Origin of the sequence: Cryobacterium sp. TMT1-2-1, assembly GCF_004403955.1 — a bacterium.
GTDB lineage: Bacteria > Actinomycetota > Actinomycetes > Actinomycetales > Microbacteriaceae > Cryobacterium > Cryobacterium psychrotolerans.
Window position 1 is genome coordinate 1 of record NZ_SOHC01000045.1, and the last position, 16,354, is coordinate 16,354.

Below are 16,354 nucleotides of genomic sequence, written 5' to 3' on the forward strand. Positions count from 1 at the left end.
GGGCACGGCGGCGGGCACGTCCGACTCCTCGGGTGCCGCCTCGCCCGGCGGCGCTCCCGCAGCTGCCGCGCCGGCCGCAGCGGCCGCGCCGTCCGGCACATTCACCGGCTCCGCCGTGCAGACCCGGTTCGGCCCCGTGCAGGTGTCGGTGACCATCGCCGGGGGCGCGATCACCGACGTCACCGCGCTGCGGCTGACCGACCGCGATGGCAAGTCGGTGGCGATCAGCAATCGGGCCGCGCCCGTGCTCCGCGAGGAGGTTCTGTCGGCGCAGTCGGCCTCGGTGCAGAACATCGGTGGCGCGACCTACACGACCGAGGGGTACCTCCAGTCCCTGCAGTCCGCTCTCGATGCCGCGAACTTCTGATCCCGGCGGGCGTCCCTCGCTCACGTTCGAGTCGATGGGAACGGTCGTCAGCCTGCGGCTGGCCGGCCCTGCCGGCGACGCCGGCGAGTCGGTGCGCCGGGCGGCCCACGCCGCGGCCCGGGACACCTTCCGACGCTGGGACGAGCGGTTCAGCCTGTACCGGGCAGACTCCGAACTCAGCCGGATCGCCCGGGGCGACATCCGTCTCACCGACGCGAGCCGGGAGCTGCGCGACTGCTATGCGCTGGCCCTGGACTGGCGTGATCGCACCAACGGGGTCTTCACCCCGCACCGGGCCGACGGCGTGCTCGACCTCTCCGGGATCGTCAAGGCGCTGGCGATACACGAGGCCGGTGGGGTGCTCGCCGGTCTCGGCCTGGCCGGCTGGAGCATCAACGGGGGCGGGGACATCCTGGTCGGCGGGCGCCCGACGCCGGGCTCGGACTGGATGAGCGGGATCGTGGACCCGCTGCACCGAGGCGCCGTGCTGGCCGGCGTGCCGCAGACCGGGCGGATGCGCGCGGTCGCGACCTCGGGCAGCGCCGAACGCGGGGAGCACATCTGGACGGCGCTGCCCGGTGCGCCCTCGCCCTACCGGCAGGTCAGCGTGTTCGCGGGCGACATCGTCACGGCGGACGTGATCGCCACGGCGATCGTCGCCGGCGGCGAGAAGACGCTGGACGAGAGCACCGACCGCTGGTCGATCGAGGTGCTGGCTGTGCTCCGGGACGGCCGCCTGCTCGCCACGCCCGGGCTCCGCCGCCCCGCCTCCTGACCAGCCCGCGGCGCGCCGGAAGCGCCTTGCCCGGGCCTGGGGACGGGCGTACCGTGGCTCGCGCGGGGGAGCCTTCCCCTCCGCCGGGAGCACGTGAGGAGTTGTGATGATGGCAAGCGACCCGGACGCGCTGTGGCCCAGGCGGCCCGGCCTCGGCAGCGAGGGGGTCGACGAGAACCGTGAGGTCGACGACACCAACCTGACCCTCGACGAGGACCTCGCGGGCGGCGAGGACGAGAACGACGAGTGGGCGACCGACGCCGACGAGCGCCCGGTCGATCTGGATCGCGAGGATCGCGAGGATCGCGACGAGGATCGCGACCAGGGCGAAGAGCAGGACTGACCGGGCAGGCGCCTCAGGGCTCGTCGCCCGGGTCGAGCGGATGCTCCAACTCGTCTCGGGACATCCGGAAGATGACGATCGCACTCAGCGCGAGGACCGGCGGCACGAGTCCGGCGACCAGGAAGGCCGGTGCGAGGCCGATGGCCTCGCCTACCGGCCCCGCGAGCGCCATCGAAACCGGCATGAAGGCCAGAGAGACGAAGAAATCCAGGCTCGATACCCGGCCGAGCATCGCCGGGGGGACCCTCCGCTGCAGCAGGGTGCCCCAGATCACGGTTCCCGCCTGGAAGGCGAACCCGACCAGGAAGAGCGCGACGATCATGACCCACAGCTCGGTTGTCAGCCCGATGACCGCCAGGGGCACGCAGCCGAGCCCCCAGAGTGCGTTCATCACGGTCAGGTAGCGGCGCGGCAGCCGGCGCGAGGCGACGACCACCGATCCGGCCGCCCCGCCGATCCCGAAGGCGGCCAGGGCCAGGGCGAAGCCGCCCGGTCCGCCGCCGGCCTGGTCCTTCACTGCGAACGGCAGCAGCACCTCGATCGGCCCCATCAGCACGAGCACCAGCAGGGTGAAATAGGAGAGCGTGCCGAGCAGCCACGGAGTCCTGATCATGTAGGCGAAGCCCGCGCGCACATCCACGAGCACCGCCAGAAACGGATGCTGCCGGGGCGCGTCCGGGGCGGGCGGCTCACGGCGCAGGGCCGTGGGGTGCAGGAACGCGAGGGCGACGGCGGCCAGCAGCTGGGCGCCGGCAATCAGCGCGAAGGCGAAGCCCGGCGAGGAGGCCGCGATGGCGGCGCTGGCGACGGCGGGGCCGGCCGCCTGCATGACCATCGGCCGCAGCACCCCCTCGACGCCGTTCGCGGCGAGGAGTTCCCCGGCCGGGAGGATCGAGGGCAGCAGCGCCGAATAGGCCGGGTAGAAGAATCCGTCGGCCACGCCCAGCGCGAAGGAAATGACGGCCAGGTTCCAGACGTCGACGGACCCCGTGAACGCCAGAACGGCGGCGACCGCGATGACCACGGTCTTGGTGGCCTCGACCGTGACCATGATCCGGCGTTGGGGGATGCGGTCGGCGGCGACCCCGCCGATCAGGACGGCCGCGAGCAGACCGGCTGCCGAGCCGGTGGCGACCACCGAGAGCTCGATCGGGCCTCCGCCGAGCTCGATCACCTGCCAGACCACGGCGACCAGCCACATGCCGGCACCGAACAGCGACAGCGTCATCGCGCCGATCAGGATGCGGTACTGCCCCTCCCGGAAGGGCCGCGCGGCCCGGGGCAGCCCGGGCCGACGGCGCGGAGGCGTGCCCGTGGCGGCGTCATCCCTCATGGCGAGCGTGGTCCTTCCGGCCGCAAGTGCGACCTGTCCATGATTCCGTGCCGCCGCGCAGGGCCGCAACCGCCGGGCCGGGCCGCACCCCGGCGAATCCGGCCGGGCCGCGGCGGGTTCAGCGGGGCGACCGGACGCGGCGAACCAGCAGCGCGACGCCCCGCCAGCCGAGCAGGAACACGCCCAGGACCAGCACGGTCACGATCGCGAAGCTCGGCTGCACGCCCTGCCCGCCGACCAGGCGCAGCGCCAGTCCGCCCGCGGCGGTGCCCAGCCAGATTCCGATGCCGGTCCAGACGATCCGCCGCGGGCTGCGCCACGCCCGCATGACCAGCCAGCCGGCGACAAGCCCGCCGAGGAACGGCCAGAGCGTGTTCAGGACACCGAGGAGGTCCTCGCCGTGGCTGGCTCGCCCGATCAGCACGAACGCGAACACGAGGGCGACGTCGATGGCCGCGGCGAATATCATCCCTCCATCCTCCCCCCAACCTCCCGCGAAACCGCAGTTGTGCACGCTAAACGGCACGTATAACGCGCACAACTGCGCTTTCGCGGTTAGACGGCGGTGCCGATCAGGGCGCCGATCGCGTAGGTGACGACGAGGGCGAGGCCGCCTCCGACCACGATCCGGCCGATGGCGCGGCCCTTCGGGCTTCCGCCGAGGTAGGCGCTGAGCCAACCGGTGATGACCAGGGCGATGACGACGGAGAGGAACGTGGCCGGCACGCGCCACTCGGGCGGCGGGAGCAGCACCGACAGGAGCGGCAGGATGGCGCCGACGGTGAAGGCGAGCGCCGAGGCGAACGCGGCGTGCCACGGGTTGGACAGTTCCTCGGTGCCGATGTGGAGCTCCACCTCGAGGTGGGCTCCGAGTGCGTCGTGCTCGGTCAGCTCGACCGCCACCTGCCTGGCCGTCGCGGGGCTCAGCCCCTTCGCCTCGTACAGCCCGGCGAGTTCGGCGAGCTCCTGTTCGGGCATGTGCTCGAGTTCGTAGCGCTCCTTGGCGATCAGCGCCCGTTCGGTGTCCCGCTGGCTGCTCACCGACACGTACTCGCCCAGGGCCATCGAGATGGCGCCGGCGAGCAGGGCCGCGACGCCCGCGATCAGGATTGCAGCGGAATCCGTCGTCGCGGCGGCGACACCCACGACCAGCGCGGCGACGGACACGATGCCGTCGTTGGCGCCGAGCACCCCGGCGCGGAGCCAGTTGAGCCGGGACGCGTGTCCGGCCGTGTGCGGGTCTACGCCATGTGCTTGTTCAGTCATGGGTACAGCAAATCACCCCGGGGATGCCCGCGCCAGCGACGCGCGGTATGCCCCGGCCCGGCCGCCTGCCGACGGCGGCGATTAGCGACTGTTTGGCCCGGACTGTAGAGTTTGACCGGGTCGTATGTCTTGACGTCGAGCTAAATCCGACATCGACTGCGTCGCCCGACACCCCTCACCATGCACGAACGCTATGACGCGGATTGGAAGAGCAGCGTGGATCTTTACGAATACCAGGCAAGAGACCTGTTTGAGCAGTATGGAGTCCCGGTGCTTCCGGGAATCGTCGCGGACACACCCGAAGAGGTGCGCGCGGCCGCCGAGAAGCTGGGCGGCGTCGTCGTCGTCAAGGCGCAGGTCAAGGTCGGCGGCCGAGGCAAGGCCGGCGGCGTCAAGGTCGCGAAGACCCCGGATGACGCGGAAGCAGCTGGCCGCGCCATCCTCGGCCTCGACATCAAGGGCCACACCGTCAACCGGGTCATGGTCGCCGGTGGCGCGCGCATCGCGCAGGAGTTCTACTTCTCCGTGCTGCTCGACCGGGCGAACCGCTCGTACCTCTCGCTCGCCAGCTACGAAGGCGGCGTGGAAATCGAGGTCATGGCGGTCGAAAAGCCGGAGGCGCTCGCCTACGTGTCGATCGACCCGCTCGCCGGGATCGACCTGGCCAAGGCCCGGGAGATCGCGATCGACGCGAAGTTCCCGGCCGAGCTCGTCGACAAGGTCGCACCGATCTTCGTGCAGCTCTACAACGTGTTCACGGGCGAAGACGCGACCCTGGTCGAGGTCAACCCGCTCGTGCTCACCGAAGAAGGCGACATCATCGCCCTCGACGGCAAGGTCACGCTCGACGAGAACGCCGGCTTCCGCCACCCGAAGCACGCGTTCCTCGAAGACGCCGCGGCGGCCGACCCGCTCGAGGCGAAGGCCAAGGAGAACGACCTCAACTACGTCAAGCTCGACGGCGAGGTCGGCATCATCGGCAACGGCGCGGGGCTCGTCATGAGCACCCTCGACGTCGTCGCGTACGCGGGTGAGAACCACGGCGGAGTGAAGCCGGCCAACTTCCTCGATATCGGGGGCGGAGCATCCGCAGAGGTCATGGCTGCCGGCCTCGACGTCATCCTCGGCGACCCGCAGGTCAAGTCGGTCTTCGTCAACGTCTTCGGCGGCATCACCGCCTGCGACGCCGTCGCCAAGGGCATCGTGGGCGCGCTCGCCGAACTCGGCACGTCCGCGAACAAGCCGCTCGTCGTGCGCCTCGACGGCAACAACGTCGACGAGGGCCGCCGCATCCTGGCCGAGGCCAACCACCCGCTCGTCACACTGGCCGCAACGATGGACGAGGGCGCCGCCAAGGCCGCCGAACTCGCCCACGCCGCGAAGTAAGGATTCCGAGAATGTCAATCTTCCTCAACAAGGACTCCAGGGTCATCGTCCAGGGCATCACCGGCGGCGAGGGCACCAAGCACACCGCCCTCATGCTCAAGGCCGGCACCCAGGTCGTCGGCGGAGTGAACGCCCGCAAGGCCGGCACCACCGTGGTGCACGGCGACGTCGAGCTGCCCGTGTTCGGCACGGTCGCCGAGGCGATGGAAAAGACCGGCGCGGATGTCTCCATCGCGTTCGTCCCGCCCGCCTTCACCAAGGACGCCGTGATCGAAGCGATCGACGCGGGCATCCCGCTGCTCGTCATCATCACCGAGGGCGTCCCGGTGCAGGACTCCGCCGAGTTCTGGGCCTACGCCCAGGCAAAGGGCAACAAGACCCGCATCATCGGGCCGAACTGCCCCGGCATCATCACCCCCGGTGAGGCGCTCGTCGGCATCACGCCGGCGAACATCACCGGCAAGGGCCCGATCGGCCTCGTCTCCAAGTCGGGCACCCTGACCTACCAGATGATGTACGAACTGCGCGACCTCGGCTTCTCCACCGCGATCGGCATCGGCGGCGACCCCATCATCGGCACCACCCACATCGACGCCCTCGAGGCGTTCGAGGCGGACCCGGAGACCAAGGCGATCGTCATGATCGGCGAAATCGGCGGCGACGCCGAGGAGAAGGCGGCCGACTACATCCGGGCGCACGTCACCAAGCCCGTCGTCGGCTACGTCGCCGGCTTCACCGCCCCCGAGGGCAAGACCATGGGCCACGCCGGCGCCATCGTCTCCAACGGGGCCGGAACCGCCCAGGGCAAGAAGGAGGCCCTTGAGGCCGCCGGGGTCAAGGTCGGCAAGACGCCGAGCGAGACCGCCACCCTGCTGCGCGAGGTTCTCGCCGCACTGTAAACAAGCATCCAGTGAGAGGGCCCGGCGTTATCGCCGGGCCCTTTCGCGTGCGCCATAATGGTTCCTATGGCGACTTTTCTCACCCTCTTTCTCACCGGATTCGTTCTCGTCGGCGCGACTCTCGGCCTCGCGGCGATCGTCGCGATGATCAAGGAGCCGTACCGCAAGTAGAATCTCCGTCGAATTCGCACGCACCGCACGCGCGCGCCCGGTGCGGCCGGATCGGCGGGTAGGCTCAGAGGCCGATGAACCGCTTAACGACAGCCCTGCTCGCCGCGCTCGAGGCGCTCATTGTCGTAGCCATCGGCATCGGCATCGCGCTCGTGCCCCTGACCGTGCTCTGGGCGACGCAGGTGGACCTCGGCCTCGACTGGCTCGTCTTCTGGCGGGCCGCCGCCGACGCGTGGTTGCTCGGCAACGGGGTGGACCTCCACGTGCAGCTCGGCCCCGCCGTCGTCTCCGCGCTCGGGATGCCGGCCGCCCTCGAGCCGTTCCCGGTCACCATCGCCTTCCTCGGCGTCGCCCTGCCGGCCGTCGTGCTCGGGGTGCGAACGGGCCGCCGCGCCGCCGCGACCCCGCACCGCTGGGTCGGCGTGCTCTCCGCGATCTCCGCCTACGGCCTGCTCGCCACCCTGGTCACCCTCTCGGCGGGCACCGAGCTCGTGCGTCCCTCCGTGCCGCAGGGGATGCTCCTGCCGACCCTGGTCTACGCGTCCGGCGTGCTGGTGGGCTCGGAGCTGGGCTCCGGCGCCCGCGGGATCCGTGAGCGGTTCGCGGACCTGCCGAAGACGGCCCGCGCGGTCGTCGCGGGGGCGCTCCGCGGCGGGAGCGCGGCGGCCGTCGGCGTGATCGGGGTCTCCGCAGTCGCCGTCGCCGTGCTCACCCTGATCAACTACGCGACCATCATCGGCCTGTACGAAACCCTGCAGTCCGGGGTCCTGGGCGGCATCATTCTCACCCTGGCGCAGCTCGCGCTCATCCCGAACCTCGTCATCTGGGCCGCGGCCTGGTTCGTCGGCCCGGGCATCGCCGTCGGCGTCGGCACGAGCCTGTCGCCGGTCGGGACCGCCCTCGGCGCGGTCCCCGGGCTCCCGATCCTCGGCGCGCTGCCGCACGGCACCCTCGAACTCGGGTTCGTCGGTCTGGTCGTGCCCGTGCTGATCGGCTTCGGCGCCGCACGGATGACCCGCCGCAGGTCCGAGGGGACGGATGCCCCGCTGCCGGGCGCCGCGGAGCGCCTGGTCACCGGACTGTCGATGGGGCTCGTGGCCGGCATCCTGCTCGGGCTGCTCGCCTGGTGGTCGGCCGGTGCGATCGGCCCCGGCCGCCTGTCGATGGTCGGACCCGACCCGTTCCTGGTCGGCGCGCTCGCCGCTGTGGAGGTCGGCCTGGCCGCCGGCCTCGGCATGCTGGTCGGTGGGCGCCCGGCGATCGTACGGGCCGAAGGGCGCTCCTTCGCGAAACGGTAAGCTCGAAGGGTGCTGTCACTGGTCGTTTTGATCTCCGGCGGGGGATCCAACCTCCGCGCCCTGCTCGAGGCGTCCGAGGACGCCGAGTTTCCCGCGCGGGTCGTCGCGATCGGCGCCGACCGCGACGCCGACGGACTCGCCCTCGGCGAAGAGTTCGGCGTGCCCACCTTCACCGTCCCCTATTCCTCGCACGCCGACCGGGAGGCCTGGGGAGACGAACTCCTCGCGCAGATCCAGCAGTGGCAGCCGGACCTCGTCGTGCTCAGCGGCCTGATGCGCCTGCTGCCGCCGCGCGTCGTCGCCGCGCTCTCCCCGAACCTGGTCAACACGCATCCGGCCTACCTGCCCGAGTTCCCCGGCGCCCACGGCGTCCGGGACGCCCTGGCCGCGGGGGCCGGCCAGACCGGGGCCAGCCTCATCGTCGTCGACAACGGCGTCGACGAGGGACCGATCATCGCGCAGGAACGGGTGCCCGTCCTGGCGGGCGACACCGAGACCACCCTGCACGAACGCATCAAGACCGTCGAGCGTCGCCTGCTGGTGCAGGCAGTGCTCGACATCGCCAACGGACACGTCAACCTCAAGGAGCTTTCCCACACATGAGCGGCCACACACAGAGCACCGCAGCGAGCCTCTACCGCGACCGGGACGTCATCCCCGTGCGGCGCGCCCTCATCTCGGTCAGCGACAAGGCCGGCCTGATCGACCTCGCCGACGCGCTCGTCGCCGCGGGAGTCGAAATCGTCTCGACCGGGTCGACGGCGGCCACCATTCGCGCGGCCGGCCACGAGGTGACGGATGTCTCCACGGTCACCGGCTTCCCGGAATCCCTCGACGGCCGGGTGAAGACGCTGCACCCCGCCGTTCACGCCGGCATCCTGGCCGACCTGCGCCTCGAGGCGCATGAGGACCAGCTGAAGGACCTGAGCATCGCCGCCTTCGAGCTCGTCGTGGTAAACCTGTACCCGTTCGTCGAGACCGTGCAGTCCGGCGCTGCCCCGGCCGACGTGATCGAGCAGATCGACATCGGCGGCCCCGCCCTCGTGCGCGCCTCGGCGAAGAACCACGCGAACGTCGCGATCGTGGTCGACCCGGAGGACTACCCCGAGATCATCGCCGCGGTCGGGACCGGCGGCACGACGCTGCGCCAGCGCCAGAAGCTCGCCTCGCTCGCCTTCGAGCACACCGCCGGCTACGACCTGTCGGTGTCGGCCTGGTTCACCGAGAACGTGTACGACCAGTGGGCCGACGACACCGAGACGCTCGCCGAAGACATCCTTGAAGCATTCGACGCCGTGACCGGCGCCGACGAGGACATCGACATCCCGTTCTTCCCGGACGCCCTGGTCATCGAGGCCACCCGCAGCGCCGTGCTGCGCTACGGCGAGAACGCCCACCAGTCTGCCGCGCTCTACGCCGGCGAGGGCGGGCAGGGAATCGCGCAGGCCCTGCAGCTGCACGGCAAGGAGATGTCCTACAACAACTACGTCGACGCGGATGCCGCGGTGCGCGCCGCCTTCGACTTCGACCAGCCGGCCGTCGCGATCATCAAGCACGCCAACCCCTGCGGCATCGCCGTCGCCGCGGGCAAGGCGCCGGATGCGATTGCGTCCGCCCACCGGCGGGCCCACGACTGCGACCCGGTCTCCGCGTTCGGCGGCGTGATCGCCGCCAACCGCACGGTCACCCTCGGCATGGCCGAGACGGTCAGCCAGATCTTCACCGAGGTGCTCGTCGCGCCGGGATTCGAGCCGGCCGCATTCGAACTCCTCCGCGCCAAGAAGAACATCCGCCTCCTGGAATTGCCGGCCGACTACCGCCGCTCCTCACTCGAGCTGCGCCAGATCTCCGGCGGCCTGCTGGTGCAGGAGTCCGACACATTCGAGGAGTTCAGCTCGGCTGGCTGGACGCTCGTGGCGGGCCCGGAAGCCGACGAGGCCACTCGCGCCGACCTCGAGTTCGCGTGGAAGGCCTGCCGCTCCGTGAAGTCGAACGCCATCCTGCTGGCGCGCGGCGGGGCATCCGTCGGCGTTGGCATGGGCCAGGTCAACCGGGTCGACTCGTGCCACCTCGCCGTGCTGCGCGCCGGCGACCGCGCGGCCGGCTCGGTCGCGGCCTCGGACGCGTTCTTCCCCTTCGCTGACGGCCTGCAGGTGCTGCTCGACGCCGGCGTCACCGCGGTCGTGCAGCCCGGCGGCTCGGTGCGCGACGAGGAGGTCATCGCCGCCGCGGCCCTGGCCGGCGTGACCATGTACTTCACCGGCGAGCGCCACTTCTTCCACTAGCCCGCGAAACCGCAGTTGTGCGCGTTATGCGCGGGTTTTAGCGCGCACAACTGCGGTTTCGCGGGGAGGGGAAGGCTTTAGGGTTGAGGTATCCGCCCGACACAATCAGGCGACACACACCGCCCACAAGGCCACCACAGGAAGAACCATTCATGACCCTCTCGCAACCATCACTGTCGCTGGATGCTCTCGCCGGAATCCCGTTCACGCACGAACGCGTGCTCATCACCACGGGCGTCCGCTCCGGGCTCGTCATCACGGTCGCCGTGCACTCCACCCGCCTCGGCCAGGCCCTCGGCGGCGCCCGAGTCTGGCAGTACGAGAACTGGACCGAAGCCGTCGCCGATGCGCTGCGCCTCTCGGCTGCGATGACGCTCAAGAACTCGGCCGCGGGCCTCACCCGCGGCGGCGGCAAGTCCGTCATCTATCTGCCGGTCGGCACCGTGCTCACCGACGAGCAGAAGCGCGACGCCATGCTCGACCTCGGCGACGCCATTGAAAGCCTGAACGGCGCCTACATGACCGCTGAGGATGTCGGCACGAGCGCCGAGCTCATGGCCATCGTCGCCGAGCGCACCCCGAACGTCTGCGGCCTGCCCGCATCCAGCGGGGGCGTGGGCGAACCGGCCGACGCGACCGCCGCCGGCGTCTACGCGAGCCTCGTCGCCACCCTCGAGGCGCTGTTCGGCAGCCGTGAGGTGTCCGGACGCCACATCGTGATCTCCGGCCTGGGCCAGGTCGGCGGCCGCCTCGCCCGGGCGCTCGCCGCCGCCGGAGCTCAGCTGACCGTGACCGACGTCAACCTCGACAAGCGCGAGCTGGCCGAGGAACTCGGCGCCGACTGGGTGCCCGTGGCCGGAGCGCACCGCGTGCAGGCCGACCTGTTCGTGCCCTGCGGCCTCGGCGGGGTCCTCACTCCGCAGGTGATCGGCGAGCTCAATGTGCTCGGCGTCGTCGGCGCCGCCAACAACCAGCTCGAGTCGTCCGAGGGCGCCGCCGAACTGGACGCCCGAGGCATCCTCTGGGCCCCCGACTTCGTCGTCAACGCGGGCGGCGTGATCTACCTCGCGTACGCCGGCGAGCCGGGCGCCGACCTCGACGCCATCGCCGCCCGGGTGGACGCCATCGGCGACACCGTCGCGACCATCTTCACGGATGCGCGCGCGCAGGGCATCACGACGCTGGAGGCAGCCGAGCGCCTCGCCGCAGCCCGCCTCGACGCCGCCGAATAGCCCCGCACCACCCTCGCGATTCCGCAGTCGTGCACGTTATGAACGCCGAATAACGCGCACAACTGCGGTTTCGCGGGGGTGAAGCGGCGGGAAGTAGGCTGACGGGATGACGCACGCGAGACGCATTGCCCTGGTCCGGAGGCCGGCCGCGAACCTCGCCGCGGGGCAGCTGACCCACATCGAACGCACCCCGGTCGACCTGGAGCTGGCCCGCGCGCAGTGGCGCGACTACGTCGAGGCGCTCGCCGCCGCGGGCTGGGAGACCCGAGAGGTCGATCCGGCCGACGAGGCTCCGGACTCCGTTTTCATCGAGGATGCCGTCGTCATGTTCGGCGACGTGGCCGTCGTCACGAGCCCGGGGGCCGAGAGCCGGCGCGGCGAGAGCGCCGGGGCGGAGGCGGCCGTGCGCCGGCTCGGCGGCACCGTGCGCCGGCTCGAGCTGCCGGGCACGCTCGACGGCGGCGACGTGCTCAAGGTGGGGAACACCGTGTACGTCGGCCGGAGCCTGCGCACGAACGCCGAGGGCGTGCGCCAGCTGACCGCGATCGTCGGCCCGCTCGGGTACACCGTGGTTGCCGTGCCCGTCAGCGGCGCGCTGCACCTGAAGACCGCGGTCACCGCGCTGCCCGACGGAACCGTCATCGGCTTCCCGCCGCTCGTCGACGACGAGGGCCTGTTCGATCGTTTCCTGGCCGTGCCGGAGGCCGAAGGCACCGCCGTCGTCGTGCTCGACGAGCAGACCGTGCTCATGTCGTCCGCAGCGCCCCGCAGCGCGGACCTGTTCCGCGGGCTGGGCTACACCGTCGTCACGGTCGGCATCTCCGAATTCGAGAAGCTCGAGGGCTGCGTCACCTGCCTCAGCGTGCGGGTGCGTTGACACACCCCCGCGAAACCGCAGTTGTGCGCGATATGAGCGTGTTTTAACGCGCACAATTGCGGTTTCGCGGGAGTTGTGGTTGCGGTGCGGGGGGCGGGGGGCCTAGTCTGAAAGGCTGCCTGATCAGGGGGGCAAAGACGAAGAACGACGCGCTCAGGAGGCCGACATGACAAAGACAGCACAGCTCAGGGTCGCGATGGCTGCGAACACCGGCACTGCCTTTGGCGCCCCCAACGCCGCCGCCTCCATCGCCGGCCCGCTCACCGCTCCTTAGCGGCCCCGCGCACAGCCACCCCACCCCACTCACCCCACCGCAGCACGTCGTCGGCGGCACCTGCCGCCCGTCACGCCGGAAGCGCACGTCTTCCGCCGCCCTCGAGCGACTTCGATCGCCGATGCCCGTTTTTCTTGACGCCACGCTCACTTTTTCAGGACCCCCACACATGACCGCACTCGCCGAACACTCACCGCCAGCCGGCCCGGACGCCCGGGAGGAAGGCCGGATGAACACCTTCCGCACGCTGCTGCGCCTCTACCCGTACGCCAAGCCGGCGATGCCGCGCATCTATCTCGGCATGGCCGCCGCCCTGCTCGCCGGCCTGGTCGCGCTCGCGATCCCGCAGGTGCTGCAGCGCCTCGTCGACGGTCCGCTGTCGCAGGGCGACCCGAGCCAGATCTGGCCGGCCGTGCTGATGGTGCTCGCCCTCGGCGTCGTCGAGGCGATCCTGATCGCGCTGCGGCGCTGGTTCGTGCTGCGCCCCGGCACCTTCATTGAGGCCCGCATGCGCAACGGCCTCTACGCCCGGCTGCAGGACCTCCCCGTCACGTTCCACGACCGCTGGCCGAGCGGGCAGCTGCTCTCCCGCGCGGTGAGCGACCTGAACCTGATCCGCCGGTGGATCTCGTTCGGGCTGGTGCTGCTCGTGGTGAACTTCCTCACCATCGTCGTCGGCGTCGTGATCCTGGTCTCGATGAACTGGATCCTCGGCGTGATCTTCGTCGTCTGCTCGATCCCGATCTGGATCTACGGCTACGTGTTCGAGGAGAAATACTCGATCATCGCCCGGCGCAGCCAGGACCAGGCCGGCGACCTCGCGACCGCCGTCGAGGAGTCGGTGCACGGCATCCGCGTGCTCAAGGCGTTCGGCCGCGGCACGTACGCGATGAAGAACTTCGCCAGCCAGGCTGAAAGCCTGCGCGGCACGGAGATCGAGAAGGCCAGGGCGATCGCCGGCATCTGGCTCTGGCTGCTGCTGGTTCCGGATGTCGCCTTCGCGCTCTGCCTCGTCGCCGGTGTCTGGCTGGCCGGGCAGGGGCAGCTCAGCGCGGGCGAACTGGTCGCCTTCTTCGCCACGGCGACCGTGCTGCGCTTCCCGGTCGAATCGATCGGTTTCCTGCTGTCGATGACGTTCGACGCGCGCACGGCGACCGACCGGTTCTTCGACATCCTCGACGCGCCGAACACGATCACCGATCCCGAGCGTCCGGTCACGGTCGAGAAGCCCCTCGGCCGGCTGGCGTTCGAGGACGTGCACTTCCGGTACCAGGATTCGCCCGAGCGGTTCCCCGACCTGCTGGACGGCATCGACCTCGTGCTCGAACCGGGCGAGACCATGGCCCTGGTCGGGCTCACCGGCTCCGGCAAGTCCACGCTGACCGCCCTGACCACGCGCCTGTACGACGTGACGGGCGGCCGGGTCACCCTCGACGGCGTCGACGTGCGCGACCTCGGCCGTGAGGAGCTGCGCACGCACCTGGCGATGGCGTTCGAGGACGCCACCCTGTTCTCGGCATCCGTTCGCGACAACGTGCTGCTGGGCCGGTCCGAGTTCGCGGAGCCGAGCCCCGAAGCGGATGCCGTGCTCGAGGAGGCCCTGCAGATCGCGCAGGCGGGCTTCGTGCACGACCTGCCCCAGGGCGTCGACACGCTCGTCGGCGAGGAAGGCATGAGCCTCTCCGGCGGCCAGCGGCAGCGCCTGGCGCTCGCCCGGGCGGTCGCCGCCAGGCCGGCCGTGCTCGTGCTCGACGACCCGTTGTCGGCGCTCGACGTCGACACTGAGGCGCTCGTCGAGGCGGCCCTGCGCGAGGTGCTCGCGTCGACCACGGCGCTGGTCGTGGCCCACCGCCCCTCGACGGTCATGCTGGCCGACCGGGTGGCGCTGCTCGAGAACGGCCGGATCACGGCCGTCGGGCGGCACTCCGAGCTGCTCGCGACCAGCGAGCACTACAAGTTCGTCATCTCCAGCCTGGAGGACGAAGAACGACGAGAGTCGATGCGGAAAGAGGACTCGCTGTGAGTGTCACCGGGGTAGAGGGCGAAGAACGCCATGACTTCACCCGGGCGGAAAGCGCCCAGATCCGCCGACGGTCGCTGAGGCTGCTCGGCTCGCTGCTGCACCCGCTGCGCTGGCCGGTGGTGGGGGCCATGCTCGTCGTGGTCGTCTCCACGGCCGCGCAGGTGGCCGGCCCGCTGCTGATCGCCTTCGGCATCGACAAGGGCCTGCCGGCGCTCATGCAGCAGGACTGGATGCCGCTGGCCCTGGCCGGCGGCGCCTACCTGCTGACCGGGATCATCGGCGCGCTGCTGATCGCCTGGTACACCGTGCTGTCCGCGAGGATCAGCCAGGCCGTGCTGATCGACCTGCGGAAGCGTGTGTTCCTGCACACCCAGAAGCTGAGCCTCGAGTTTCACGAGTCGTACACGTCGGGCCGGATCATCTCGCGCCAGACCAGCGACCTCGACACGATTCGGGAGCTGCTCGACTCGGGCATCAACCAGCTGGTGCAGGGCGTGCTCTACATGGTCTTCACCGCCATCGCCCTGTTCACGCTCGACGGGCAGAGCGGCCTCGTGCTGTTCGCCGCGCTCGTGCCGCTCATCGTGCTCACCCGCTGGTTCCAGCTGCGCTCGCAGACCCTGTTCCGGCAGTCCCGCGTCGCCTCGGCGAGCCTGATCGTGCACTTCGTCGAGACGATGACCGGCATCCGGGCGGTCAAGGCGTTCCGCAAGGAGAAGCGCAACGAGAAGCAGTTCGCCGGCCTGGTCGAGAGCTACCGCGACGTGAACGGCCGGGTCATCCAGCTGTTCGGCATCTTCGACCCCGGCCTCGTTCTGATCGGCAACGTCACGGTCGCCGCCGTGCTGCTGGTGGGCGCGTTCCGCGTCGCCGACGGCCAGCTGGCGATCGGCGCGCTCCTGGCCGCGCTGCTCTACACGCGACGCTTCTTCGACCCGATGGAGGAGATGGCGATGTTCTACAACTCCTACCAGTCGGCCGCGGCGGCGCTCGAGAAGATCTCCGGCGTGCTCGAGGAACGCCCCGGCGTGCCCGACCCGATCAAGCCGGTCGACCTGTGGAAGGCCGACGGCGACGTGCGCTTCGACAACGTGCAATTCGCCTACAAGACCGATCGGGTCGTGCTGCCGCACTTCGACCTCACGATCCCGTCCGGGCAGACCATCGCCCTCGTCGGCTCGACCGGCGCGGGAAAGTCGACGCTGGCCAAGCTCATCTCGCGGTTCTACGACCCGTCGGAGGGCCGGGTGCTGCTCGATGGCGTCGACCTGCGCGACCTGCACCCGAAGGACCTGCGCCGGGCGATCGTCATGGTCACCCAGGAGGCGTACCTGTTCAGCGGGTCCGTCGCCGACAACATCGCGATCGGCAAGCCGGATGCGACGCTGGACGAGATCACGGCGGCCGCGCGGGCGGTGGGCGCGCACGGCTTCATCGAGGGGCTCCCCTCCGGGTACGACACGGACGTGAACAAGCGCGGCGGGCGCGTATCCGCCGGCCAGCGTCAGCTGATCTCGTTCGCCCGGGCGTTCCTCGCCGACCCCGCGGTGCTCATCCTCGATGAGGCGACCTCCTCGCTCGACATCCCGAGCGAGCGCCTCGTGCAGGAGGCGTTGCAGACCCTGCTGAGCGATCGCACCGCGGTGATCATCGCGCACCGGCTGTCGACCGTCGCGATCGCCGACCGGGTGCTCGTGATGGAGAACGGCCGGATCGTCGAGGACGGCACCCCGGAGGAGCTCATCACGGGCACCGGCCGGTTTGCGCAGTTGCACGCGGCCTGGCGGGAGTCGCTGGTCTGAACCGGAAACCTGCCGCGGGTGCA

15 protein-coding genes are annotated in these 16,354 nt (G+C 70.6%); 12 read left to right on the top strand and 3 right to left on the bottom strand.

Annotated features, from left to right (window positions below; genetic code table 11):
- From E3T33_RS08045 to E3T33_RS08055, 3 genes are all read left to right on the top strand, one after another.
- Positions 1-367 (top strand): FMN-binding protein (locus E3T33_RS08045; RefSeq protein ID WP_134575102.1); only part of this gene is annotated, 367 nt, incomplete at its 5' end.
- Positions 351-1,142 carry an FAD:protein FMN transferase gene (locus tag E3T33_RS08050; RefSeq protein ID WP_241982873.1) on the top strand — a complete coding sequence of 264 codons (792 nt, stop codon included), beginning with the start codon at positions 351-353 and terminating at the stop codon, positions 1,140-1,142. The genes E3T33_RS08045 and E3T33_RS08050, both read left to right, overlap by 17 nt.
- A 106-nt stretch (positions 1,143-1,248) precedes the next feature.
- Positions 1,249-1,485: a hypothetical protein gene (locus E3T33_RS08055; RefSeq protein WP_092322282.1), complete on the top strand. Its 237-nt coding sequence runs from the start codon at positions 1,249-1,251 to the stop codon at positions 1,483-1,485.
- Between the two features lie 13 nt (positions 1,486-1,498).
- On the opposite strand, the gene E3T33_RS08060 is transcribed toward E3T33_RS08055, so the two are convergent.
- The 3 genes from E3T33_RS08060 to E3T33_RS08070 form a co-directional block, all read right to left on the bottom strand.
- Positions 1,499-2,818, bottom strand: a complete 1,320-nt coding sequence (locus E3T33_RS08060) for an MFS transporter (RefSeq protein ID WP_134575103.1) — start codon at positions 2,816-2,818, stop codon at positions 1,499-1,501.
- A 118-nt stretch (positions 2,819-2,936) separates the two neighbouring features.
- On the bottom strand, positions 2,937-3,287 hold the full coding sequence (locus tag E3T33_RS08065; protein WP_092322279.1) for a DUF3054 domain-containing protein: 351 nt from the start codon (positions 3,285-3,287) through the stop codon (positions 2,937-2,939).
- 86 nt (positions 3,288-3,373) lie between these two features.
- On the bottom strand, positions 3,374-4,084 hold the full coding sequence (locus tag E3T33_RS08070) for a VIT family protein (protein ID WP_092322277.1): 711 nt from the start codon (positions 4,082-4,084) through the stop codon (positions 3,374-3,376).
- A gap of 216 nt (positions 4,085-4,300) precedes the next feature.
- Between E3T33_RS08070 and sucC the strand changes: the two genes are divergently transcribed.
- From sucC to E3T33_RS08115, 9 genes are all read left to right on the top strand, one after another.
- Entirely contained in the window at positions 4,301-5,470 is a 1,170-nt protein-coding gene (gene sucC, locus E3T33_RS08075) for an ADP-forming succinate--CoA ligase subunit beta (RefSeq protein ID WP_134575104.1), read from the top strand.
- A gap of 11 nt (positions 5,471-5,481) precedes the next feature.
- Complete coding sequence (sucD, locus tag E3T33_RS08080; protein WP_092322276.1) at positions 5,482-6,369, top strand: succinate--CoA ligase subunit alpha; 888 nt, start codon at positions 5,482-5,484, stop codon at positions 6,367-6,369.
- A gap of 245 nt (positions 6,370-6,614) precedes the next feature.
- Complete coding sequence (locus tag E3T33_RS08085; RefSeq protein WP_092322274.1) at positions 6,615-7,838, top strand: DUF6350 family protein; 1,224 nt, start codon at positions 6,615-6,617, stop codon at positions 7,836-7,838.
- A 9-nt stretch (positions 7,839-7,847) separates the two neighbouring features.
- Positions 7,848-8,441: a phosphoribosylglycinamide formyltransferase gene (gene purN / locus E3T33_RS08090; RefSeq protein ID WP_092322273.1), complete on the top strand. Its 594-nt coding sequence runs from the start codon at positions 7,848-7,850 to the stop codon at positions 8,439-8,441.
- Entirely contained in the window at positions 8,438-10,123 is a 1,686-nt protein-coding gene (purH, locus tag E3T33_RS08095) for a bifunctional phosphoribosylaminoimidazolecarboxamide formyltransferase/IMP cyclohydrolase (RefSeq protein WP_092322271.1), read from the top strand. Before purN ends, purH begins: the two co-directional genes overlap by 4 nt.
- A gap of 152 nt (positions 10,124-10,275) precedes the next feature.
- Positions 10,276-11,355: a Glu/Leu/Phe/Val dehydrogenase family protein gene (locus E3T33_RS08100; RefSeq protein ID WP_092322270.1), complete on the top strand. Its 1,080-nt coding sequence runs from the start codon at positions 10,276-10,278 to the stop codon at positions 11,353-11,355.
- A gap of 106 nt (positions 11,356-11,461) precedes the next feature.
- Positions 11,462-12,232 (top strand): dimethylargininase, encoded by a 771-nt coding sequence (ddaH, locus tag E3T33_RS08105; RefSeq protein WP_092322269.1) that lies wholly within the window; start codon positions 11,462-11,464, stop codon positions 12,230-12,232.
- 443 nt (positions 12,233-12,675) lie between these two features.
- Positions 12,676-14,529 (top strand): ABC transporter ATP-binding protein, encoded by a 1,854-nt coding sequence (locus tag E3T33_RS08110; protein WP_134575105.1) that lies wholly within the window; start codon positions 12,676-12,678, stop codon positions 14,527-14,529.
- On the top strand, positions 14,526-16,331 hold the full coding sequence (locus E3T33_RS08115; protein WP_092322266.1) for an ABC transporter ATP-binding protein: 1,806 nt from the start codon (positions 14,526-14,528) through the stop codon (positions 16,329-16,331). Before E3T33_RS08110 ends, E3T33_RS08115 begins: the two co-directional genes overlap by 4 nt.
- The last annotated feature ends 23 nt before the right edge of the window (positions 16,332-16,354 follow it).